The organism is Pseudomonas sp. SBT1-2 (assembly GCF_028640875.1).
GTDB lineage: Bacteria > Pseudomonadota > Gammaproteobacteria > Pseudomonadales > Pseudomonadaceae > Aquipseudomonas > Aquipseudomonas chlororaphis_I.
In genome coordinates this window covers 1-24,939 of sequence record NZ_JAQZAA010000054.1, presented here as the reverse complement: position 1 = coordinate 24,939, position 24,939 = coordinate 1, and the positions used below count along the sequence as shown (strand labels likewise).

Genomic DNA, 24,939 nt, shown 5'->3' with positions numbered 1-24,939 from the left:
TCGCTGGGACGGTGCTCTGTCGCCGTTAGCCTAATCGCTATAGGACTCCTTCAAGACCAACATGAAGACAACACTGGAATACCTAAAAGATCGTTACAGCGAAGAGCAGTCTCGATTTGATCATTTTGAAAATAAATGCGCGAAGCTCCTAACCTTTGCATCCGTAGTAATAGGCGCAATCACTGCAATCGCAGGAACAAATAAAGGAATTGTATTTCATCCAGAATCCCCAGCTGGCTGGATTATTCTCATAGCATTTCTAATAGGCTCATTTTCCATATCTTGTGCATGGGGGCACTCCTTGTTGGCGCTGCGTATTGGAGAGTGCCCTGTACTCCCGCGAAGCAGAGTAGCCGCTGAGTACATTACCGCTGTTGATATAGAAACCCAATCAACATACCTATACAACTGCTACATTGGTACACTAGAGCAACTTGCAGAAGTAATCGATGAAAAATCAAAGAATCTTGAATTGGCCTACCAAGAGCTAGCCATAAGCGCTTGGGGGCTAGCTGTCGCCGCTTCATTAACTATATATATGGAGATTACAAAATGAGTGACACAGAAAAGAAAACTCAAAACAGTAACAAAACGCCCCCACCTCCTCCACCGACTACTGAATACGTTAAAAAGTCTAAAGAGCCAGCAGTGAGCCGGAAAAAAAAGTAAGTTTAAATAGCTCATTTCACTGACTGGGACGGCCACAAGCGGCCGTCCCTTGACCTGAACGTTATGTAATTTAAGCCATGAATAATCTTGAGAAGTTTCTAGAAAAAATCGAGCAAGTTACCGCTCCCGCACAAAAAATAAATCATCATCTTAACCAAACAATGCTCCCATACATTCAGAAGATTGATGAAACTATAGGACCAATAGCCAGAGACTTTCAGAGAACCTTGAAGGCGCACCACCCCTTTCTTGATCAGATAGCCACCACTTTAGCCAAAATTACAGAGGCCGCTCAGTGTTGGCAACAAGCAAGAAAAGCAGATATCAGCGTAATGGCCGAAAGTGGCTGGTATCCGAATTGGTTTACCTTTTTCTATACCCCAGAAACAGAACCACAATCTGTGGATGAGTTAATGAGCATGCACCTCAACGCCGACTGGGAGGATATTACACAAAGAATAATTGAGCTTTGTCCTAACCGAGCACACATCCTCGAAGCGGCCTTTAGCCTGCACAAATCAGGAGCTTATATTGCTGCCATACCCCTCTTTCTAGCACAAGCAGATGGGGTTTGCTGCGAATCCCTTAAAAGCTTTCTTTTTACCGGCAACGACACAGAAGAAAAAATCAAAAAGCTAATAGAAAACGGTAAAATTGAAGCAAATATGTTTACCGATGTATTCCTTGAACCATTCAAACTTAAAAATCACCATAACGCCGGAATATCTAAAAGCAGTGCACAAGCAAAAAGCAAAGCTCCAAATCGCAATGGCATAATGCACGGCCACCGAAATCACCTTGACTATGGAACGGAAATAAACTCTCTAAAATGTTTTTCACTTCTGAGCTTTATTGCCTACTCCACAAAAGAGATTATTGGTAAAAAATAACAATTGAGTCAAACCCTCTTGAAAAATTGTCATCAACGATGCCAGAACCGTTACCCGCATAAATATCGCCAAGTGCTGCATAGCCTGCAATGAGGGCAAAGGAGATAAAAATGTGGCCTCCGCCAAAGCAACTTCGGCATAATGACATATACGAAAAATCTATTTTTCAGCTTGTGCAAGTTACTCTTTCAACCACAAAACGTTTTCTAAAATATTTTCACACAACCTGAGTAATTCTCTGCCGGTTATAGTTACGAAGCGCTAGTCAAGTTCGATGCAAATGACTGGTCAAGTAAATGAAATTATGTAGAAGGTGGAACCCTCATGGGCCCAGGCGGCGACGCCAGCCACCACCCGCATCAAGCCGTTACTTCCCGCCCCTGCGCCGACTCATGCCTCGCGCCGGCCCGAAGCCCATGACGCAGCTTCAACGCCGGCCGTTCGATGCAGTAGTACGAACCCCCGCTAAATAACAACGATAGCGCCAGCACGCTGGCAACGATGAAAAAGCCCGCTTTTTACGGAACCGTAGACCTGTAAGCCACATGGTTACTGGATTGCATTTTTCGAGAAGGGGCTTTTCCAGACCATCCTTAGGGTTTTTAGACTTGATTGGGGTTGACCCGCTTTCTGGACGATGGCTTGCCTGCAGGGTCTGGCTGGTAACTTTTGCGGCAAACGATCGGCAGTGTCAGCTCGCCAGTGCCGGATGCGCGGCGGCAACCCGGTACTGGCCTGCATGGAAGACCAGCGGTTCTGCGCCGCTGTATCGGTATTGTTCGATCTCGCCAATGAAGATCAGGTGGTCACCGCCCTCGTACTGGGTGACGTTGCGGCACACCAGCACTGCCACCACATCGTCCAGCACCGGGGCTCCCGCCTTGCCATAGGAATGAGCTACACCGGCGAACTTGTCAGCGGCTGCCCGTGCGAACTGCTCCGACAAGTGGTGCTGGTGCGCGCCCAGCACGTTGATGGCGAAGTGGCTCGCCGAGCAAAAATCCTTCAGGCTCGGTGCCGTGCGTGCCAGGCTCCAGAGCACCAGCGCCGGCGACAGCGACAGTGAGGAGAACGAGTTGACGGTCACACCGACGTTGCGGCCGTCGGCGATGCGCGTGGTGATCACGGTCACACCGGTAGCGAACTGCCCCAGCACGTTGCGCAGTTCGCGGACATCGCGGCCCTCGGCATCGAGCAAATCGTGAGCCTTGGTTTCGGTGGCGGCACTCATGGTGATCTCTCCCCTCAAGCTGGCTCAGGCGGCCTGTTGGCTCATTGCACGCGATTGCACGCGCAGCGTAAATCGAACCAGCGGTGCGGTCAGCGCCGTCGTCACCAGCGCGAACACCACGAGGATCGTGTAGACCTTTGGTGGAAGGATCTGCATCTGCAGGCCGATTGACAGGACGATCAGCTCCATCAAGCCGCGCGTATTCATCAACGAGCTCACCAGCATCGCATCGTGTGGCGCAAGCCCGGTGGTACGCGCGCCCAGATAGCTGCCGCCGAACTTGCCGATGAATCCGCCCGCGAGGAATACACCGAACCACATCCATGATCCCGCGTCGTCGATCGTGCCGATTGACGCATGCAGCCCCGCATACGCGAAAAACACCGGCATCAGCACAAGCTTGACGAAACCTTCGACGTTGTCGCGCCACTCCTTCGCGACGCCGGGCACACGCCGCACGAACAGCGCCGCCGCCAGTGCGCCAAATGCGCTATGGAATCCGATCAGCGACGTCGCGAGTGCCGACACTATTACGAAGCAGAACAACACGGCCAAGCGGTCGCGCGCCGCATGCGCAGTCGATGCGAGCCGCGCAAGCGCCGGTCGAACCACGAAGCGCACCAGGAGCGCGCACAGCAGCAGATACGCGAGCAGGCTGAGGAGCATGCGCGCAAATGCCCAGCCAGGCCCGCTCGATAGCGAGGCAATCGTTGCAAGCAGCATCCATCCGAGCGCATCCGTCAGCATCGCGGCAGACATTGCGTGCCGTGCGCCCACCATGGCGCTGAGCGCCAGGTCGTCGATGATGCGCGCCATCACCGGCACCGCCGATACCGCAAGTGCGACACCGCAGAAGAGTACATAGGGCAGCGCCGGCGCGTCGCTGGCGAGCGTGTCTTTCGAGACGATGGCGACGATCATGCCGATCGCGGCCGGTGCGACGAGCCCGCCCGCTGCGATCGCGACGGGCATGCGCCAGCGCTTGCCGCGCAGCGTCTCGCCCAACTCCATATGCAGGCCGACCTGAAACATCAGCAGTATCAGGCCGACTTCGCTGACTTGCGCCATCGCTGACAGCACACCTGGGCCGAACAACAGGTCGTAGAAACCCGGTGCGATCACGCCGAACAGCGAAGGCCCCAACAGCAGGCCGGCCGCGATCTCGCCGACGACCGCGCACTGGCCGAGCCGTTCGGCAATGCGGCCGCAGACGCTGCAGAGCGCAATCACCAGCACGAGTTGCAACAGCCAGATAGTCATGAATACCTCGCCGACACGAAGCGGGTGGCTGCGAGCCCAACCGGGCCCGCCGCGCCGTACGCGGTGATGACCGTGACGCCGCTCGCCAGGTTCGCGAGCGCCTGGCGGAGCGACGTGGCCGAGGCCGGCTCGGCTTCACGCATCACTGCTCACTCGCGACGCGGTCGACCCAGCCCCGGTAGAACGCACGGTACTTGAGCACGAGCTTGTCGTACTTGCTGTACGCGCCGCCGCCGTCCGGCTTCATCCCGTTCCAGATTTTGACGTCGTACCCCGCTGCCTGCCGGGTCTGCAGCCCGAACAGCACGAAGTCGGTCGCGCGGCGCAGGGCGCCGCCCACCTTCTTGATCGAGATGAGCATGTGCATGACGTTCTTGCCGTCGCTCACCGGCGTCACACACTGGAGCAGCTTGTATTTGACGTTTCCGTCCAGGGCAACGGTCATGACGCACCCGCCGGGGTAGCCATCGAAGTGCAAGTTCATCTGCGACATGTTCAGGCCAAGCGCGCGCGACAGCATGCCGAGGGGGCCGAAGTACCGGTTCACGGTGAAGTCGATCCCGGCACCGAACCACGCGCCCGCCCGGGCCAGCGACTCAACCTCCGGCCACCGGCGCCAATCGTCGAAGAACTTGAGCTCGAAGGCCGAGATCGGGAGCGCGTGCACGGGGGTCGCGTGCTGCGCGTCGTAGAAGTTCTCGACGATCCGCAAGACCGCCGTTGTCGTCTCGAACGCGAAGTGCAGGTGCATGAAGTCGCCGTTGTCGACGTCGGCCGCGGCGATTTCAGGCAGCGGGTGCAGCGGCTGCGGGGAGCCGTACCAGACCCACACGTAGCCGTATCGCTCGACGGTGACCAACGTCGGCTGGCGCGCCCCGCGCGGCACGGGCTCCAGCCGGAGCACCGCCTGGTTGTGGCCGGGAATGTGAACGCACTGGCCCTGCTCGTCGTACCGCCAGTGGTGAAACGGGCACTGGATGCACCCGTCCTTGACCCGCCCGTCAGCCAGGTTCGCGCCCAGGTGCGAGCAGTGGCGGTCCATCACCACGGCCCGCCCCGTCGCTCCGCGCCACGCCACGCAGGGACGGCCGAAGAGCGTCAACTCTGTCGGCTTGTCCTTGAGGGCGTCCGAGCGCATCGCGACGTACCAGCTCGCGGCCAGGCGCGTAGTCGCGTCGTACGCCCCCGGGGGACGCTTCTTGATGCTCGCTTGATCCAATTGAATGTCGTTCATCGTTTTTCTGTCGTCGTCGGCCGACTACTTCTTCATCGCCAGGCCGATGCGGGTCGTGATGTACGCCTTGAGCAGCGCGAACATCGGGTTGTAGTCGAAGTACTTTTTCACCTCTGCCGGCGCGCGGGTTTGCGTCCAGTACATCAGCTTCATCGCCGGCAGCAGGCTGTACTTCGAGTTGTTGAGCTGCGGCTTGGCCCCGGTGATGCAGTACCCGAAGCCGAACATCGGCTTGGCGAAGTCTCGTTCGTCGATGAGGGCGTGAATCCGCGCCGCGGCCTCCTCGGCCGGCTTGTGCCCGGCGCTCACGGCCTCGACCTCGGCCTTGGCGTCGTTGAACAACTGGTAGTACTCCTCCATGTCCGCGCACAGGTACCCGAGGTACGGGGGGTCGTTGTCGAGGTGATCGAGGTCGCCCTCGTCGCGCGACGCGCGGAACCTTGCGTGGGCTTGCACGAGCCGGAACTGCCCGAGGATTGTGCCGACCGCCCACAGCCTGTGGAACGCGTCCCACAGGCGGAAGTCCGAAAACGCCGTGTAGCAGCAGCTGACGAAGTCGTCGTTGTGGTCCAAAAGCTTTTGCTGCAGGCGCTCGATGTACTCGAAGCGCTCGGGGGAGAAGTCGTCGTCGCGTAGCGCCTTGATGAGGCGCGCCGCGAGCGCGTGGATGGTCACCGCGGTGTTCTCGAGCCCCCGGGAGAAGAGCGGGTCGATGAACCCGTTCGCGTGCAGCATCAGGCAGTAGCGCTCGCCGACGCAGGCGTTCGACGAGAACTGCAGGCGGTCGGTCTTGACCCAGTCGCGCACCGGCACGGCGTCCCGGAACTGCGCCGCGATGCTCGGGAATCGCGCGAGGAACTCGTCGAATTCCTGCTGTGCGGGGATGTCCGTTTTCGGGTAGACACGCGGGTCGAGCTGCAGGCCGACGCTCACCAGGTTGTTGGTCGACCGCGGGTGGTTGTTGAACGGAATCACCCAGAGCCAGCCGCCCGTGAACATGTGGTGCAAGGTCCCTTCGTGCCAGCGCCAGCGCTGCCCCTTGACCTTGAAGATATCGTCGAACGGCTTGACCCCGAGCATGTGCGTGTAGAGGCTGCGCGAGTGCGTCTTGAAGCGACACGGTTCTTCGCGGAGCTTGAACTGGGTCGCGAGCGGCGCACGGGGTCCTCCGCAGTCGATCATGTAGCGGCCGGTGAACCGTTCGCCCTGGGCGGTGGTCACCGCGACGCCGTCTTTATCGGCGTGGTATTCGCTCACGCTCGTCTTCTGGTGGACCGTGCAGCCGTATTTGATGGCGGCTTGCAACAGGTAGGCGTCGACGTCTTGCCGGTAATAATGGCTCTCCGGCCCCCACGGCAGCTCGGGAATGACGCACTGCGTGAACTCCTTCGGGTCGTGCTCCTGGCCGGGCTTGTGGAACACGAAGCCGAAGTTGCGCTTGATGCCCGTGCTCGACGCGACGTAACGCTGCGTCGAGTAGAACGACGTGATGTGGTCGAGCTCCGGAATGCCGTAGCGATCGGCGATGATGCGGTTCATGAGAGACGTCTCGGGGATCGACGATTCGCCGATCGTGAACCGCGGATGCGACGACTCCTCGATGATCAGCACGCGAAACTGTTGCTTGGCCAGGATGGCCCCCATCTGGGTGCCGGACATGCCCGAACCGAGGATGATCACGTCGAAATGGTTGCTATCACGCCCGTTCGCGGGGCTCTTCTGAGTCATGGGGGCAAACTCTCCTTGTGAGATAACACCTGGGCCGTGCGCGTCAGGATTCGTCGAGCACGGCGCGGATGCGGGACCGCGCGGCACACGTGAGCGTGAGTAGATCGCCGAGCATGCTGGGCGCGTAGCCCCCGCTGCCGGTTGTGGGGCCGCTTCGCCCGACTTCGTACGCCCGCTCCGCCAATTTGAGGTGAGGCGCGCGGAAGCGCAGCAGGACCTTGAAGACCCGCTCGAGGGCTGTCAGCCCAGCGCGGACGGGCTCGCCCCGCGCACCGACCCGCGCTTCGCCGAGCACGCGGTCGATGAGCGCCGGCCGCCCGGCGAACCGAGCGTAGACCGCCCTGTACGCGGGAAGCACATAGGGCAGGTACGTCTCCTTGAATTCTCGATAAACCTGGTCGTCCGATTGCGAGCCCCACAGGACGTGCTCCAGCACGAAGAGGGGCATTTCTACGGCACCGGGGCCGAGGTAGCTCTGGCCCCCGACCCGAATCGGTTCGTAGAAGGGGCGGAGCTCATCGTAGAAGACCTGCGGCGAGATGAAGCGGTACGCGTAGACGATCGATTCGACCATTTTCTGCAGATAGGCTGCCAGCTCGTCGCACCCTGGCGCGAACGCGGGCGAGCGCAGGGGCACCTCGGACAGTTCGACGGTCACCGCGATGGCCGCCTCGAGGGTCGCCATCGAGATACGCACGCTCTCGAGCAGGTGCGCTTCGTCGGGCAGCCCGGTGTAGCTCCGCTGCGCGTCGGCCGCCGCGGGGTTCCAGACCGTCACATGCAGGAGCGTCTCGCGCGGCGGCAGGTCGGTCGCGCGTGCCAAGTCGAGCAGCACCGGCTCAAGCCCGGGCACCACGTCCGCGGGCTCATGTCCGTGCCGCTTGAGCGACCCCAGGAAGAACCCGATGTCGCGCATCGCCGCGGCGGCTTCGACGAAGCCCCAGCCGGAGGGCACGCCGCGCGCCGGGAGGAACTCGCGCAGCAGGCCGACGATGCCGGGCACGTCCTTGTTACGGTTCAGGCCCGGCAGCTGCAGAACGAGCGAGCGCGCCTGTAGCGGATCGCAGGCCGCCACGGCAGCGTGCGTGGCCGCGAATGCGGATACCCGGTCCAAGGTGCGTTCCACTAGAGGATTTCCCGCGCCGCGAGCGTCGGTCCGGGCTGGCTGCGAGACAGCCCCGCGTCGCCGTCACGCAGCGACCGCAGGTAGTCGTAGTTGGTCGGCAGGCTCGTGCGCAGACGCTCGGCCTCGCGCTGGATGCTGGCGAACATCGCCTCGGCCTTCTCGATCGACTCCGGTCGGTGCTGCAAGAGCGGCAGCGAGCGGTCGGGCAGCATGCCCAGGCCGGCAAAGATGCAGTAGTAGTTGCCGTTCAACCAGAAGTTCTTGAATTCGTAGTCGAAGGTCTCGTAGTACGTGGAATCGTCGAACGACGTGGTGGTCAGCGGCAGCCCCGCCTTGTAGCGCTGAACCTTCTCTTTGATGGCGTCCGAGAGCCGCAGCTCGTGCCGGTTCGCCAGCCAGAACGGGGTGTCTTCGCGCGACGCGGTGAAATAGTGCGCCTGAACGAAATCCCGGCAGTCGTCGAACATGTGGACGATCTCGGCGTTGAATGCGTCGCTCAACCGCGGGTCGAACGAGGTGTCGGGGAAGTGCTTCACGAGCTGGTACAGCGCCGCGTAGATGAAGTAGATGCCCGTCGATTCCAGGGGCTCCAGAAAGCACGACGACAGCCCGATCGAGACGCAGTTGTTGACCCACGCCCGCTTGTTGCGCCCGACCCGGAACTTGATCTGGTTGAGCGGCTGATTGTCCGAGAGGCCCCAGAGGTTGAGGAAGTCGGCGGTGGCCTGGTCGCGCGAGGTGAACTTGCTCGAGAAGACGTAGCCGCTGCCGAACCGGCCCAGCATCGGAATCTTCCAGGTCCACCCCGAGTTCATGGCGATCGCGGAGGTGTACGGCTCGACCCCCTCCCGCGCGTCGTCGTTGGGCACGGCGCTGGCGACCGCGCTGTCGCACAGCAGGTAGTCGGACATGTCGATGAAGGGCTCCTTCAGGGCCTGATTGATCAGGAGCCCCCGCATGCCGGAGCAGTCGATGAACAGGTCCGCCTCCAGCGTCCGCCCCTCCTTGGTGAGCAGGGTGGAGATGTAGCCGCGGTCGTTCAGGCGAACCTCCACGACCTCGTCGACCACGCGGTTCACCCCGCGCTCGACGGCCCAGCGCTTCAAGAAGTCGGCCACCAGGTGCGCGTCGAAGTGCCACGCGTGGGACATCTGGCGGGTGCCGTCGGCCAGGCACGGTGCCAGCTTGCCGTCGAGCGCCCCGGGCTGCGGGTAGCAGGCGTACTCCATCGGCTGCCGGAAGCCCTGTTCGCGCTTGCGCAGCCAGTAGTGGGTCAGCGGCACGCCGTCGCAGTTCGGCACGTTGCCGAACAAATGGTAGAAGTGATCGTCACGCGAGTGGTCGGGAGACTTTCTCCAATTCACGAACTTGATCGCGGCCTTGAACGCGCCGTTCACCTGGGGCATCCACTCCCGCTCCGGTATCCCGAGGAAGTCGAAGAACACCTTCTGCAAACTCGGGATGGTCGCCTCGCCCACGCCGATCCGGGGGATCGCCGCAGACTCGATGAGCGTAATGTTCGCCTGCTGCTGGAGCGCCCGGACGAGGTACGAGGCGGCCATCCAGCCCGCAGTGCCGCCGCCCACGATGACGATATTCTTGATCGGCTTGTTCATAACACTCCTTGTTTCAAGGCGGACTGCCTGTGACGAGGGGAAGGCCGCCAGTCTCGTGCAATCCGTGCAAGAGGCACATCAATGTGCTGGTTAGAGTAGAGACTCTAGCCTGCAGGGAAAGCGACGCAAATTCCGTTTCCGAATTAGCATTCTCAAATGCAAGGGCATTGGCTATAAAAGAAGGTTTTGCGTACAGGCCCGAGCGCTCCAGGCTCAGCCCTGGGCAGGCTTCAATCGCGCGCCAGGGCTTCGATCGGGTCCAGCCGCGCCGCATTGCGCGCCGGCACGAAGCCGAAGACGATGCCGATCAGGGTCGAGCAGGCGAACGCGGTGACGATCGAGCCCAGGGAGAACACCATTTCCCATTCCTTGACGAACAGCGAGAACAGGTAGCCGATGGCGTAGGACAGGGAAATGCCGATCATCCCGCCGATCAGGCAGACCATCACCGCCTCCACCAGGAACTGCTGGCGGATGTCCGAGATGCTGTCCAGGTAGCGCTGGCCAAGCAAACGCCCGGCCGCAGTTTCATAAGGCACCCAGACATTCAGCGCCTTGCTCGCGGCGAACATGTTCTTGTTCTCCGCAGTCACGCCAATCACCGTGCACGGCAGGTTGCCCACCAGGATCACCTGGCCCAGGGGGGCCTCCCCGGGGCCGAACAGGCGATGGCGGGCGTTGTGGTCGATGACCACCACCTGGGCCTGGCGCCGGGCGTCGCTTTCGCTGAAGGCGATGCTCGCCGCCAGCTTCAGCCCGCGCACCTGGAAGTACTGGTCGCTGACACCGTTGACCTGGGCGTCGAGGTCAATATTGCGGTAGCGCAGCAACATGTTGCGCCCCACCACCGGGGTGGCACTGTCGACGTAATACAGCTGGTTGAGGGCCGCGACATCGGCCGGTACCAGGGTCTCGATGGCCGTCGCCCGGCTGTCGCCGAAGCTGGTGCCGGAATAGACCCTGCTGCAACGCCGTCCCGACATCCTCCAGGCCGAGTACCAGCTCAAGGCCGCCAACGCCAATATCGGCGCGGCCCGCGCCGCGTTCTTCCCCAGCGTCAGCCTGACGGCCAACGCCGGCACCTCCAGCCTGGAGCTGGCCGGGCTGTTCAAGGGCGGCTCCGGCAGCTGGGCCTTCCAGCCGCAGATCAACCTGCCGATCTTCAATGCCGGCAGCCTGCGGGCCAGCCTCGACTACGCGAAGCTGCAGAAGGAGATCAGCATCGCCCAGTACGAAAAGTCGATCCAGACCGCCTTCCAGGAAGTCGCCGACGGCCTCGCCGCGCGCCAGACCTACAGCGATCAGCTCGACGCCCAGCGCAGCCTGGTGGCAGCCACCCAGGACTATTACCGGATGGCGGAACACCGCTACCGCACCGGCGCCGACAGCAACCTGGTGTTCCTCGACGCGCAACGCTCGCTGTTCAGCGCACAACAGGGGCTGATCAACGACCGGCTGGCGCAGCTGATCGCCGAGGTCAACCTGTACACGGCGCTGGGCGGGTCCTGGAAGGCGGAGTCGAACCCGGCGCTGGCGCAGCGCACGCCCTGACAACGGCGTGCAGGCCAGGCAGCCCGGGCACAAAAAAGCCACTCCGGCGAGTGGCTTTTTCGTGCGTTCCGGGGCGGGAAACGCGCTCAGTTGTATTCCAGTACATAGGTCAGCGTTGCATCGGCTTTGCCGGCGGCGACTTCTGTACCTGTGGGGACATAGCGCGCCTTTGCGACAAAACGGTACATCTCGGTGCCGGGACCGCTGGATTGCCAATCCAGGGCCACCGCCTTGTCCTGGCTGAATGGCAGGGCCACGTTCTTGTCGTTGGTCAGCGAGATGGCAACGCCCTTGGCGACGCCAGGCTGGCCGACACCGTTCAGATTCAGCAAGCCATCCCGAACGGAGTTGCCCTCGAAATAGACCTTCACCGGTGGCTTGACCGTGGGATTGAAGCCCTCGCACACAACATCCAGGGCGAATGGAACGTCCTGGACCGACCCGTGTTTTACTTGCTCTGCCGCGGGACGCCCCATATTGACCTCGGTACTGCTCTTGGGGGTGTAGCAGGTAGTGAAGAAGGCGTTATGTTCAAGCTTGGTTTTAAGGCCCGTTCCTTCGATGGCATAAACCGCTCGCCTCGGAGTGGTGTAGCTGGTGTCAATAAAGTAACTGGTCTTGTAGTTGAAGGAAGTCATATCCCCCTTTCCGACACCGAGGTCTGTACGCACAAACTCTATTGTCACTATATTGGGAAAATAGAGTATGGCGGCCTCAATACCCACATATCTATACGGTGGATAGCGGGTGTGCCCGTTAACGCTGGCACGGTGCCCAATGCGAATGCCGACCCCGGGAACACCAGAATCATAAAGCCCTTGACTGCCTCTCGATGTAAGGCTGGTAACAACTGCGGTCATTCCCCATTCAGACTTCTCGCACAATGACCATCCTCCAGAAAGGCGTCCAGCCGCGACTTCGTAGGACGCCATGACCCCGCCAATGGGGGCGTACTTCAAGGTTGTAATGGCTGGAAGACTGGAAATGATCGACGGATTCAATGGCGTGAGGTTTGTGCTAGGCCTGTCGCAATAATCCGCTGCGTAGGCAGAAGTTCCCATGATGCATCCCAAGATCAGTGCAAGCAGCTCCACCTGTCGTAGCGTTTTCAAAACGTTTCTCCTCGATCCGAGTGCAGATTGGCGGTGCAGCTTCCCTTGGTGGGAATCGGCGTAGGGGCGGCAGTCTACGCAGGGCCACTGCAAGGGATGAATCAGAGGATTCTCAAAGTCATTGCCGCACCCCGCTGCCTTTTTCATCAGGAGAGCTCATGAAATTAAAGTTCAGCCACGTGGATGTTCTGGTCAAAGACCTCGAGCAAGCCTGTGGGTATTACGCCCGGATCTTCAGCGCGAGGATTTCCAGGACCCTGGATTGGCAGCGCGACGGTTTGCATGTGCGTTATGCGATCGTCAGGTTCGGCACCGAGCGCCTGATGCTGGTGCAACCCTTTGCCGGCAATCTCAAGGCGCTGATGGACAGCAACGGCGAAGGCACGATCTACCGTCACTGCTATTGCACCCCGGACATCGAGGCCGCCTACGACGAGTTGCTGGCCGCGGGTGTGCAGCCAGAAGACGAGAACGGCAAACCCCTGTCGCGCGACAATCTCCAGTCGCCCAGCGGGACGCGCATCCTCTGGCTACCGAAACGCTTCGGGCATTTTTCCATCGAGCTGCTTGAAGAAGCAGAGCTGGAGGCCTTTATCGAGGAGGCGTTCGCCGAGAACAGATAAGGCAACAGGCGCCAGCGCTTCCCCCCGCCGCATAGGCTGAAACTCCCAGACGGCCTGGGAGTATCGGCCAATGCGCAACCTCCCAGGCCTCCCCATAGTTGTGACATCTGCCAGCAGAGGGGCCCAGTGCGGCCCCCACAACTAGAAACGCCGAGGAACCTGTCATGACCACCCCCCAATCCCCCACCACCGATCTGACCGCTGATACCCCTACCGCTCTGTACCCCGCCTTCCCCAGCAACGACACACTGACCAGCACTGCGCTGACGGACAGCGCGCAGATGGTCGTGGCGACCGGTGCAAGCGTGACCCTCGACGAAACCGCCGGGTTGCAGAACGCCACCGCCACACCAGCCCCGGCAGGAGACGCCAACGACAATGACATCCTGCTGACCGCCCTGCCCTCGGCCTTCGCTGCCCGGTTGAGTGCCCTAGGCGCCGGTAGCGCGACAGGCGCGGCCTTGAGTGGCTACACCGGTGCCGCGGACAACACCGGCAGCAATGCCTTCACCCTCAACCTGGCGCCCGGCGCGACCAATATCGATATCAGCTTCACCGACAGCCTGGGCGCGCCGCTCAATGGCCTGGACAGCGGTCTGGATACCCTGGATGGCATCGACATCCTTCTCTATACCGATACGGACAACAACATCCTGCTGGGCCGGGCCGGTGGTCCTGGCGGCGCAATCGTGTTCGCGGCCTATATCGAAGAAACCGGGTCGCCGGTCTCGGGCGGCAAGATCTGGACCGTGGAATACCAGCCGCTCAAGCATCCGGACGCCAGTAATCCGGACGATGCCCTCAACCTGCTGAACAAGGTGTTTATCGGCGCCAGCCAGGACCTGACATTCAACCTGGCCAACGCGCCTTCCGGGCAGAATCTGTTCCTGATGTTCACCAAGGCCACCCCGACAGTGGTCGACGATAACGGTGTCCTGCGGATCAGCGATCCGACGATCATCGCCACCGGCAAGGACCCCGCCAACCAGTCGACGGGCGTCAACATCAGCACCGGCGACACCATCAACACCAGCCAGGCGGGTGGCCCGACCACCTTCGGCACCAACAGCCAGATGATCACGGAACAGGAAGGCATTCGTTTTACCTTCGTCACCGGCGCCCGGCAGGACATGACCATTCCCAACCTGGACCAGAACGAAGCCGATGAGGAAGACAACATCGACTTCACCGCGATGTTCAATGCCAAGGCGGCCAATTTCGATATCGTGCAGCTGCAAGGCGGCAAGAGTGCCGTGGTCAAGATCAGTGCCTTCAACACCGCGGCTGAATCCGGGGAGGCTTTCATCGACGGCTATGCCGGCGATACGGTGGTGGCGATCACCAATGTTCGCGTGATCAACAACGCCACCGGGCTGGTGATCGAAAACTCGGACGGTTCGGTGAACGATGCGAGCATCCTCATCAGCTTTACGGGTGGCGTGGCTACCATCACCGGCGTCAAGGCCGGCTACCAGATCGAATACACCACGGCCGCGGACCACAACCGGGTACTGATCGAAAACGGCGCGGCCCTCGATGCCAAGGGCAATACCCACGCTGACTTCGACATAGGTGGCTTCACCCTGCGCCAGGCCTCCACCACGACCGCCGAAATCGGCTCGAAGATGATCTTCGAGGACGATGGACCGGCCGCAGCCGGAACCGCCGTGGCCGGTACCGTCGATGAAGACGGCCTGGCCAGCGGTGTGGCCGGCGGTGTCGGCGACGTGGCCGGCGAGGCCACTGTGGCCAGCGGCAGCGTCACCGGGATCTTCCAGTCCGGCGTCGATGTGCCGCTGAGCTTTAGCTTGTCGAGCGATACCAGCGGCCTGCCGGCATTGAGTTCGGGTGGAGTGGCGCTGGTGTACAGCGTGGCCGGCGATACCCTCACCGCCAAGGCGGGCGCCGTCGATGTGTTCACCTTCAGCCTCAGCACGGCAGGCGCCTATAGCTTTACCCTGCTCAAGCCGCTGGATCATGCGGCGGGCAACGACGAGAACGACATCACGATTAATCTGGGCTCGTTGCTGCGGGCCTCGGATAAGGATGGCGATACGGTGACGGCCGCCGCCGAGAAGCTGGTGATCACCGTCGATGACGATACGCCAACCGCGGCCGGAACTGCCGTGACCGGCACCGTCGACGAAGACGGCCTGGCCAATGGTATTGCCGGTGGTGTCGGCGACGTGGCGGGTCAGGCCACCAACACCAGCGGCAGCGTGAGTGGCATCTTCCAGTCCGGGGCCGACGTGCCGCTGAGCTATACCCTGTTGAGTGACACCAGCGGCTTGCCGGCGTTGAGTTCCGGTGGCGTGGCGCTGACCTACAGCGTCCTGGGCGACACTCTCACCGCCAAGGCGGGCGCGGTCGATGTATTCACCTTCAGCCTCAGCGCCGCCGGTGCCTACAGCTTCACCCTGCTCAAGCCCCTGGATCACCCGGCCGGCAATAACGAGAACGACATCACGATCAACCTGGGCTCGTTGCTGCGAGCCACCGACAGCGACGGCGACACGGTGACGGCTGCGGCCGAGAAGCTGGTGATCACTGTCGATGACGACACGCCAACGGCAACCGGCACCGCCGTGACCGGCACCGTCGATGAAGACGGGCTGGCCAATGGCATCGCCGGTGGCGTCGGCGACGTGGCTGGCGAAGCCACCACGGCCAGCGGCAGCGTCACCGGGATCTTCCAGTCCGGGGCCGACGTGCCACTGAGCTATTCCCTGTCGAGTAATACCAGCGGTCTGCCAGCCCTGAGCTCGGGCGGGGTGGCACTGGTGTACAGCGTGCTGGGTGACACCCTGACCGCCAAAGCGGGCGCCGTCGATGTGTTCACCTTCAGCCTCAGCGCAGCGGGGGCCTACAACTTCGCCCTGCTCAAGCCCCTGGATCACCCCGCCGGCAATAACGAAAACGACATCACCCTCAACCTCGGCACCCTGCTGCAAGCCACCGACAAGGACGGCGACACGGTGACCGCCGCGGCCGAGAAACTGGTGATCACCGTCGATGACGATACGCCAACAGCCAACGGAACTGCCGTGACCGGCACCGTCGACGAGGACGGCCTGGCCAATGGCATCGCCGGGGGTGTCGGTGACGTAGCTGGCGAGGCAACTGTCGCCAGCGGCAGCGTGACCGGGATCTTCCAGTCCGGAGCCGACGTGCCGCTGAGCTATTCCCTGTCGAGTAACACCGGTGGCCTGCCAGCGCTGAGCTCCGGCGGAGTGGCGCTGGCCTACAGCGTCCTGGGCAACACCCTGACCGCCAAGGCCGGTGCGACTGACGTGTTCACCCTGAGCCTGACGGTAGCGGGTGCCTACACCTTCACCCTGCTCAAGCCTCTGGATCACGCAGCCGGCAACGACGAGAACGACATCACCCTCAACCTGGGCACCTTGCTGCAAGCCACGGACAAGGACGGCGACACGGTGACCGCCGCAGCCGACAAGCTGGTGATCACCGTCGATGACGATACGCCGACCCTGGCCTTCGGCAACCTGATCGGCACCGGGACCGACCTGGCGCAACAAGGCTACTGGAACAAGGCGGCCGGAGCCGATGGGCTGGGCGCGGCCGGCCTGGACATTTCGCTGGTGAACAACCAGTTCACCCTGGTCCGGCCGGATAACACCACCACCACCGGCAGCGGTACGCTGGTCGAGCAGTCGCCGTCACCGGATGGCAATGGCGCCTACCAGTTCGCCGGGACCCTGACCGGCGACTTCGACAACAATGCGGCCACGGCGAATACCACTGTCCATTACACCCTGACCGCCAAGGCCGATGGCACCTATGCCCTGGACCTGCTGGAAGGTTTCCGTTCGATCGTCGTCCTCAGCAGTGCCGATGGCTCGCTGGATGCCGGTGGGCCGGACCCGGTGCGCACACTGACAATAGGCACCGAAGAGGTGGTGTTCTTCGGCGCCAATCCGCTGGCACCGCAGACCGGCGACAACAGCATCCTGACCGGTATCGGGCTCGGGGCGCCCGACCCGACCGAAGCCCAGTTGCAGACCAACCCGCTGCCATCGTTCATCGGTTCGGCGGCCATGAACGTCAGCACCTCGGGCATCGGTATCGCCAACAATAACCTGGAGGGCAACACCACGGCGGGCATCAATGCCGGTGACGAAAGTTTCGTGGTCAACCCCGAGACCTTGTTGACGGCCATGAAGATCTTTATCGACAACTCGGTACAGGGCTACGACCCGGCCACGGAAGAGCTGTACTACACGATCTACTACGACAACGGCACGACTTCGGGCGCGCCCATCAAGGTGCTGGCCGCCGACCTGCACGCGGAGGCCGGAAACCAGAAATCCTTCACCGTCCAGTGGGATGGCAGCCACCTGATCGACGCGGTCCAGCTCACCATGGGCAAGGGCACGATCAAGGTCCCGGTGATCCAGTTCATCAAGGAAACCCAGAGCCTGGCCAGCGATATCCAGCTGGCGTTCAACGCCACGATCACGGACAAGGATGGCGATACGGCAACCAGCGCATTCGACGCCAACCTGTTCGCCAACGACCCGAGCGACGCCTTGTTCGACTTCAGGCTGGTGGGCACCACGGGTGAACGGGATGCCTTCAACATCGATCTGTCGGTGGCCGAGAACCAGTACCAGGTCACAGGCTTCGATGCCGGAGCAGGCCAGCGCGATGCGGTGGTACTCGTTGGTGACCCGGGCGCCACTGTGCAGTCGATCAACAATGCCGGCAACGACAGCATCGTGACGATTGCCGAGACCGGCGGACAGCTGACGACCATCACCCTGCTCGGGGTCGACCTGCTCAATACCGACATTGTCCTGAGCAGCGTCTGAAACCTGGCGCGTCAAACCAAAACGAGGGTGGCCTGGAAACCGCCCTCGTTTTTTTTTGCCGCGCCGAACGCTCAAGCAGCGCAAGGCTTGAAGGGCACGGCGCCTGCGCCTCATCCCGCTTCCCCGCCCAGGTAGGCTGAAACTCCCAGCCCGCCTGGGAGTATCGGCCAATGCGCATTCTGCGGTGCATCCCCATAGTTGTGGCATCTGCCAGCAGAGGGCCCAGTGCGGCCCCAACGACTGGAACTGCCTAGGAGAATGTCATGACCACCCTGCAAGAAAACCTATCCCTCACGAGCGACCCGCTCGTGGTAGCGACCGGCGTCAATGTTGCCCTGGACGAAACCAGCGGGTTGCAGAACGCCACGGCCACGCCGGCCCCTGCGGGGGACGCCGACGACAATGACATTCTGCTGGCCGCCCTGCCCTCGGCCTTCGCCACCCGCTTGACCGCCCTTGGCGCGGGTACCGCAACGAATGCCGCCTTGAGTGGCTACACCGGTGCCGTGGGTGACACCGGCAGCAATGCCTTCACCCTCAACCCGGCGCCCGGCGCGGACATTACCGATATCAAGTTCACCGACAGCCTGGGCGCGCCGCTCAATGGCCTGGACAGCGGCCTGGATACCCTCGATGGCACCAGCATCCTGCTCTATACCGATACGGACAATAACAACATCGTCCTGGGCCGGGCCGGTGGCCCTGACGGCGCCATCGTGTTCGCCGGCTACATCGAGGAAACCGGGTCGCCGGTCTCGGGCGGCAAGCTCTGGACCGTGGAATACCAACCGCTCAAGCACCCGGACGCGAGCAACCCGGACGATGCCCTCAACCTGCTGAACAAGGTGTTCGTCGGTGCCAGCCAGGACCTGAAGTTCAGCCTGGCCAATGCGCCTTCCGGGCAGAACCTGTTCCTGATGTTCACCACAGCCAACCCGACGGTGGTCGATGACGGGGGTGTCCTGCGGATCAGCGATCCGACGATCATCGCCACCGGCAAGGACCCCGCCGACGAGTCGACGGGCGTCAACATCAACACCGGTGACACCATCAACACCAGCCAGGCAGGCGGGCCGACCACCTTCGGCACCAACAACCAGATGATCGTGGAACAGGAAGGCATTCGTTTTACCTTCGTCACCGGCGCCCGGCAGGACGTGACCATTCCCAACCTGGATCAGAACGAAGCGGATGTCGAAGCCAACATCGACTACACCGCGGTCTTTAATGCGAAGACCGCCAATTTCGATGTGGTGCAGTTGCAAAGCGGCAAGAGTGCGGTGGTAAAAATCAGTGCCTTCAGCACCGCGGTTGAAAGCGGCACGGACTTCGTCAACGGCTATGCGAACGATACGTCGGTGGCCATCACCAGTGTTCTGGTCATCGACAACAGCACCGGGCAAGTGATCGAGAACTCGAACGGCTCGGTGAATGATCCGAGCATTGCCATCAGCTTTGCCAGCGGGGTGGCCACCGTCACTGGCGTCAAGGCCGGCTACAAGATCGAATACACCACCACCGCGGACCACAACCGCGTACTGATCGAGAACGGCGCCGCCCTGGACGCCAAGGGCAATGACCACGCCGACTTCGACATCGGTGGCTTCGTCCTGCGCCAGGCCGCCACCACGACCGCCGAAATCGGCTCGCAGATGATCTTCGAGGACGATGGGCCGGCCGCAGCCGGAACCGCCGTGGCTGGCACCGTCGATGAAGACGGCCTGGCCAATGGCGTTGCCGGCGGTGTCGGCGATGTGGCCGGCGAGGCCACCGTGGCCAGCGGCAGCGTCACCGGGATCTTCCAGTCCGGCGTCGATGTACCGCTGAGCTTTAGCTTGTCGAGCGACACCAGCGGCCTGCCAGCCCTGAGTTCCGGCGGGGTGGCGCTGGTGTACAGCGTGGTAGGCGACACCCTGACCGCCAAGGCCGGTGCAGTCGATGTGTTCACCTTCAGCCTCAGCGCCGCGGGGGCCTATAGCTTCACCCTGCTCAAGCCGCTGGATCACGCGGCCGGTAATGACGAGAACGACATCACCATCAACCTGGGCAGCCTGCTGCAAGCCACGGATAAGGACGGGGACACGGTCACCGCCGCCGCCGAGAAACTGGTGATCACCGTCGATGACGATACGCCAACCGCGACCGGCACCGCCGTGACCGGCACCGTCGATGAAGACGGCCTGGCCAACGGCATTGCCGGCGGTGTCGGTGATGTAGCGGGTGAAGCCACCGTGGCCAGCGGCAGCGTCACCGGGATCTTCCAGTCCGGTGCCGACGTGCCGCTAAGCTTTAGCTTGTCGAGTGATACCAGTGGCCTGCCGGCCCTGAGTTCGGGCGGGGTCGCACTGGTCTACAGCGTCCTGGGCGACACCCTCACCGCCAAGGCCGGTGCAGTCGATGTGTTCACCTTCAGCCTCAGCGCCGCGGGTGCCTATAGCTTCACCCTGCTGCAGCCGCTGGACCATCCAGCCGGCAATGACGAGAACGACATCACCATCAACCTGGGTAGCCTGCTGCAAGCCACGGACAAGGACGGCGACACGGTAACGGCCGCGCCCGAGAAGCTGGTGATCACCGTCGATGACGATACGCCAACGGCAACCGGAGCCGCCGAGGCCGGCACCGTCGATGAAGACGGCCTGGCCAATGGCATTGCCGGTGGTATCGGCGATGTGACTGGCGAAGCAACGACGGCCAGCGGCAGCGTGACGGGGATCTTCCAGTCCGGTGCCGATGGACTGCTGAGTTTTTCCTTGTCGAGCGATACCAGCGGCCTGCCGGCCTTGAGTTCCGGTGGCGTGGCACTGGTCTATAGCGTGCTGGGGGATACCCTCACCGCCAAGGCGGGTGCCGTCGATGTATTCACCTTCAGCCTCAGTGCCGCCGGGGCCTACACCTTCACCCTGCTCCAGCCTCTGGATCATCCAGCCGGCAACGACGAGAACGACATCACCATCAACCTGGGTAGCCTGCTGCAAGTCACGGACAAGGATGGCGACACGGTAACGGCCGCCGCCGAGAAGCTGGTGATCACCGTCGATGACGACACGCCAACCGCCAATGGCACTGCGGTGACTGGCACCGTCGATGAGGACGGCCTGGCCAATGGCATTGCCGGCGGTGTCGGCGATGTGGCCGGTGAGGCGACTGTCGCCAGCGGCAGCGTGGCCGGTATCTTCCAGTCCGGGGCCGACGTGCCGCTGAGCTTTAGCTTGTCGAGTAACACCAGCGGCCTGCCAGCCCTGAGTTCCGGCGGGGTGGCACTGGCCTACAGCGTCCTGGGCAACACCCTGACCGCCAAGGCGGGCGCAACCGACGTGTTCACCCTGAGCCTCACGGTAGCGGGTGCCTACACCTTCACCCTGCTCAAGCCGCTGGATCACGCAGCCGGTAACGACGAGAACGACATCACGATCAACCTCGGCACGCTGCTGCAAGCCACCGACAAGGACGGCGACACGGTGACCGCCGCGGCCGACAAGCTGGTGATCACCGTCGATGACGACACCCCGACCCTGGCCTTCGGCAACCTGATCGGCACCGGCACCCAGCTGGCGCAACAAGGCTACTGGAACCTGGGGGCCGGCGCCGACGGGCTGAATGCAGCCGGCCTGGACATTTCGCTGGTGAACAACCAGTTCACCCTGGTCCGGCCGGATGACACCACCACCACCGGGACCGGCACGCTGGTCGAGCAGTCGCCATCACCCGATGGCAATGGCGCCTACCAGTTCGCGGGCACCTTGACCGGTGATTTCGACAACAACGCGGCCACCGCCGATACCACCGTCCACTACACCCTGAGTGCCTACGCCAACGGCACCTATGCCCTGGACCTGGAGGAAGGCTTCCGTTCGGTCATCGTCCTCAGCAGTGCCGATGGCTCGCTGGATGCCGGTGGGCCGGACCCTGTGCGCACGCTGACGATAGGCACCGAAGAGGTGGTGTTCTTTGGTGCCAATCCGCTGGCACCGCAAACCGGCGATAACAGCATCCTGACCGGCATAGGGCTCGGGGCGCCCGACCCGACCGAAGCGCAACTGCAGACCAACCCCCTGCCGTCGTTCATCGGCACGGCGGCGTTGAACGTCAGCACGTCCGGTATCGGCATCGCCAACAACAACCTGGAGGGCAACACCACCGCCGGCATCAATGCCGGTGACGAGAGCTTCGTGGTCAACCCCGAGACGCTGTTGACGGCCATGAAGGTCTATATCGACAACTCGGTACAGGGCTACAACCCGGCCACGGAAGAGCTGTACTACACGATCTACTTCGACAACGGCACGACCTCGGGCGCGCCCATCAAGGTGCAGGCTGCCGACCTGCATGCGGAAGCGGGAGGCCAGACATCCTTTACCCTGGAGTGGGACGACATCCACAAGATCGATGCGGTCCAGCTCACCATGGGCAAGGGTACGATCAAGATCCCGGTGATCGAGTTCATTCAGGAAACCGAGAGCCTGGCCAGCGATATCAAGCTGGCGTTCAACGCGACGGTGACGGACAAGGATGGCGACACCGCGACCAGCGCGTTCGACGCCAACCTGTTCGCCAACGACCCGGCCGATGCCCTCTTCGACTTCAGGCTGGTGGGCACCACGGGTGAGCGGGATGCCTTCAACATCGACCTGTCGGTGGCCGAGAACCAGTACCAGGTCACAGGCTTCGATGCCGGCGCAGGCCAGCGCGATGCGGTGGTGCTTATTGGTGACCCGGGCGCCACTGTGCAGTCGATCAACAACGCCGGCGCCGACAGTATCGTGACGGTGGCCGAGACCGGCGGACAATTGACGACCATCACCCTGGTCGGGGTCGACCTGCTCAATACCGATATTGTGCTGGGCAGCGTCTGAAACCTGGCGCGTCAAACTCAAGCGAGGGTGGCCTGGAAACCACCCTCGCTTTTTTTGGGCTCCCCTATCTACAGCTCCGACATGAGAGCCGCGCCGAACACTCAAGCCGCCCGTCGAACGGCTCTACGACGGGCCTGCCGCCGCCCATCGCAGGCTAACCCAAAGCCCCTCCGGGGGCCTTTGCGCGATCGCTGCCTTACCGCCTCCCGCGTCCCCTGCCGCATGGGCTGAAACTCCCATCCGGCCTGGGAGTATCGGCCAATGCGCAATCTGCGACGCATCTTCATAGTTGTCGTATCTGCCAACAGAGGGCCCAGGTGCGGCTTCGACGACTGGAATTGCCCGGGAGAACGTCATGACTATTTCTAAAAAAAACCCATCCCCCACGAACGACCTGACCGCTGACACCAGCACCGCTCTCTACCCCGTTTTCTCCAGCGACAACACGCTGGCCGTCAGCACTGCCCAGGTGAACAGCGCTTCGTCCATCCTGGTGAACGGTGCGAGCGTGACCCTGGACGAAACCACCGGGTTGCAGAACGCCACTGCGACGCCAAGCCCCGCCGGAGACGCTGACGACAATGACATCCTGCTGGCGGCCCTGCCCTCGGCCTTCGCTACGCGGTTGACGACCCTTGGGGCCGGAACCGCAACGGACGCCGCCTTGAGTGGCTACACCGGTGCCGTGGGCGACACGGGCAGCAATGCCTTCACCCTGACGCCCGGCACGAACGTCAGCGATATCAAGTTCACCGACAGCCTCGGCGCACCGCTCAATGGCCTGGACAGCGGGCTGGATACCCTCGATGGCACCAGCATCCTTCTCTATACGGATACGGACAACAACATCCTGCTGGGCCGGGCCGGTGGCCCTGCCGGTGCGATTGTGTTCGCGGCCTATATCGAAGAGACCGGATCGCCGGTATCCGGCGGCAAGCTCTGGACCGTGGAATACCAACCGCTCAAGCATCCGGATGCCAGCAACCCGGACGATGCCCTCAACCTGCTGAACAAGGTGTTTGTCAGCACCGTCCAGGACGCGGGATTCAGCCTGGCCAATGCACCCTCCGGGCAGAACCTGTTCCTGATGTTCACGGCAGCGAACCCGACGGTGATCAACGACGGTGGCGTCTTGCGGATCACCAATCCGACGCTGATCGCCACCGGTAAGGACCCGGCGGACCAGTCGAGCGGCGCGAACATCAACACTGGCGATACGATCAATACCAGCCAGGGCGGTGGCCCGACCACCCTGGGCACCAACAACCAGATGATTGTGGAACAGGAAGGCATTCGTATTTCGTTCGTCACCGGCGCCCGGCAGAACGTGACCGTGCCCAACCTGGACCAGAACGAAGCGGATGTGGAATCCAATATCGACTTCACCGCGGTCTTTAATACCAAGACAGCCAGTTTCGATGTCGTGCAGCTGCAAGGCGGCAAGACGGCGATGGTGAAAGTCAGCGCATACAGCACTGCGGCCGAACCTGGCGTGAATTTCATCAATGGCTATGCGAACGATGCGTCAGTGGCCATCACCCATATTCGCGTGATCAACAAAAGCACCGGGCTGGTGATCGAGAACTCCGACGGTTCGGTGAATGATCCGAGCATTGCCATCAGCTTTTCCGGCGGCGTGGCAACCATCACCGGCGTCAAGGCCGGCTACCAGATTGAATACACCACCACCGCGGATCACAATCGCGTGCTGGTCGAGAACGGGGCAGCCACCGATGCCAGGGGCGATAACCACGCCGATTTCGATATCGGTGGTTTCACCCTGCGCCAAGCCTCTACCAGCACCGCCGAAATCGGCTCGCAGATGATCTTCGAGGACGATGGACCGGCAGCGGCCGGTACCCCTGCGGCTGGCACCGTCGATGAGGACGGCCTGGCCAATGGCATTGCCGGTGGTATCGGCGATGTGACTGGCGAAGCAACGACGGCCAGCGGCAGCGTGACCGGGATCTTCCAGTCGGGTGCCGACGTACCGCTGACCTACTCCTTGTCGAGCGACACCAGCGGTCTGCCGGCCCTGAGTTCGGGTGGAGTGGCACTGGTCTACAGCGTCCTGGGCGACACCCTGACCGCCAAGGCGGGCGCCGTCGATGTCTTCACCTTCAGCCTTAGCGCCGCGGGTGCCTACAGCTTCAGCCTGCTGCAGCCGCTGGACCATCCAGCCGGCAATGATGAAAACGACATCACCCTTAACCT

Annotated in this window: 14 protein-coding genes and 2 pseudogenes; 7 read left to right on the top strand and 9 right to left on the bottom strand. The window is 62.0% G+C overall.

Going from position 1 to position 24,939, the window contains the following annotated elements:
- The first annotated feature begins 61 nt into the window (after positions 1-61).
- Together PVZ78_RS06835 and PVZ78_RS06830 are read left to right on the top strand one after the other, a co-directional pair.
- Positions 62-556 carry a hypothetical protein gene (locus tag PVZ78_RS06835; protein WP_110176545.1) on the top strand — a complete coding sequence of 165 codons (495 nt, stop codon included), beginning with the start codon at positions 62-64 and terminating at the stop codon, positions 554-556.
- Positions 557-746: 190 nt separating this feature from the next.
- On the top strand, positions 747-1,559 hold the full coding sequence (locus tag PVZ78_RS06830) for a hypothetical protein (protein ID WP_146218551.1): 813 nt from the start codon (positions 747-749) through the stop codon (positions 1,557-1,559).
- Between the two features lie 691 nt (positions 1,560-2,250).
- Here the strand turns inward: PVZ78_RS06830 and PVZ78_RS06820 are convergent.
- From PVZ78_RS06820 to PVZ78_RS06785, 8 genes and pseudogenes are all read right to left on the bottom strand, one after another.
- Positions 2,251-2,790 (bottom strand): flavin reductase family protein, encoded by a 540-nt coding sequence (locus tag PVZ78_RS06820; protein WP_273828422.1) that lies wholly within the window; start codon positions 2,788-2,790, stop codon positions 2,251-2,253.
- Between the two features lie 24 nt (positions 2,791-2,814).
- Positions 2,815-4,050, bottom strand: coding sequence for a cation:proton antiporter (locus PVZ78_RS06815; protein ID WP_273828421.1), 1,236 nt, complete (start codon positions 4,048-4,050; stop codon positions 2,815-2,817).
- Positions 4,047-4,193, bottom strand: coding sequence for a flavin reductase (locus PVZ78_RS06810; protein ID WP_041990065.1), 147 nt, complete (start codon positions 4,191-4,193; stop codon positions 4,047-4,049). Before PVZ78_RS06810 ends, PVZ78_RS06815 begins: the two co-directional genes overlap by 4 nt.
- The gene (locus tag PVZ78_RS06805) at positions 4,193-5,284 is read right to left on the bottom strand and encodes a Rieske 2Fe-2S domain-containing protein (protein ID WP_038633271.1); all 1,092 of its coding nucleotides are present in this window, start codon (positions 5,282-5,284) and stop codon (positions 4,193-4,195) included. The genes PVZ78_RS06810 and PVZ78_RS06805 overlap by 1 nt, the downstream gene beginning before the upstream one ends.
- Before the next feature lie 24 nt (positions 5,285-5,308).
- On the bottom strand, positions 5,309-7,012 hold the full coding sequence (locus PVZ78_RS06800) for an NAD(P)/FAD-dependent oxidoreductase (RefSeq protein ID WP_273828420.1): 1,704 nt from the start codon (positions 7,010-7,012) through the stop codon (positions 5,309-5,311).
- A 43-nt stretch (positions 7,013-7,055) separates the two neighbouring features.
- Positions 7,056-8,138: a monodechloroaminopyrrolnitrin synthase PrnB family protein gene (locus PVZ78_RS06795; RefSeq protein ID WP_038633275.1), complete on the bottom strand. Its 1,083-nt coding sequence runs from the start codon at positions 8,136-8,138 to the stop codon at positions 7,056-7,058.
- Positions 8,138-9,754 carry a tryptophan halogenase family protein gene (locus PVZ78_RS06790; RefSeq protein ID WP_038633277.1) on the bottom strand — a complete coding sequence of 539 codons (1,617 nt, stop codon included), beginning with the start codon at positions 9,752-9,754 and terminating at the stop codon, positions 8,138-8,140. The genes PVZ78_RS06795 and PVZ78_RS06790 overlap by 1 nt, the downstream gene beginning before the upstream one ends.
- Positions 9,755-9,984: 230 nt before the next feature.
- Positions 9,985-10,713 (bottom strand): annotated as a pseudogene (locus tag PVZ78_RS06785) (ABC transporter permease); the annotation flags it as partial.
- Position 10,714: 1 nt separating this feature from the next.
- Between PVZ78_RS06785 and PVZ78_RS06780 the strand changes: the two are divergent.
- A pseudogene (locus tag PVZ78_RS06780) lies at positions 10,715-11,305 on the top strand (efflux transporter outer membrane subunit); the annotation flags it as partial.
- A gap of 86 nt (positions 11,306-11,391) precedes the next feature.
- On the opposite strand, the gene PVZ78_RS06775 reads toward PVZ78_RS06780, so the two are convergent.
- Positions 11,392-12,417, bottom strand: a complete 1,026-nt coding sequence (locus PVZ78_RS06775; protein WP_273828419.1) for a fimbrial protein — start codon at positions 12,415-12,417, stop codon at positions 11,392-11,394.
- 158 nt (positions 12,418-12,575) lie between these two features.
- Here PVZ78_RS06775 and PVZ78_RS06770 point away from each other — a divergent pair, with 158 nt between their 5' ends.
- From PVZ78_RS06770 to PVZ78_RS06755, 4 genes are all read left to right on the top strand, one after another.
- Entirely contained in the window at positions 12,576-13,040 is a 465-nt protein-coding gene (locus PVZ78_RS06770) for a VOC family protein (RefSeq protein WP_273828418.1), read from the top strand.
- 164 nt (positions 13,041-13,204) lie between these two features.
- Positions 13,205-17,869: a T1SS-143 repeat domain-containing protein gene (locus PVZ78_RS06765; RefSeq protein WP_273828417.1), complete on the top strand. Its 4,665-nt coding sequence runs from the start codon at positions 13,205-13,207 to the stop codon at positions 17,867-17,869.
- Positions 17,870-18,132: 263 nt separating this feature from the next.
- Entirely contained in the window at positions 18,133-22,725 is a 4,593-nt protein-coding gene (locus PVZ78_RS06760; RefSeq protein ID WP_273828416.1) for a T1SS-143 repeat domain-containing protein, read from the top strand.
- Between the two features lie 355 nt (positions 22,726-23,080).
- Positions 23,081-24,939 (top strand): DUF5801 repeats-in-toxin domain-containing protein (locus tag PVZ78_RS06755; RefSeq protein WP_443218350.1); only part of this gene is annotated, 1,859 nt, incomplete at its 3' end.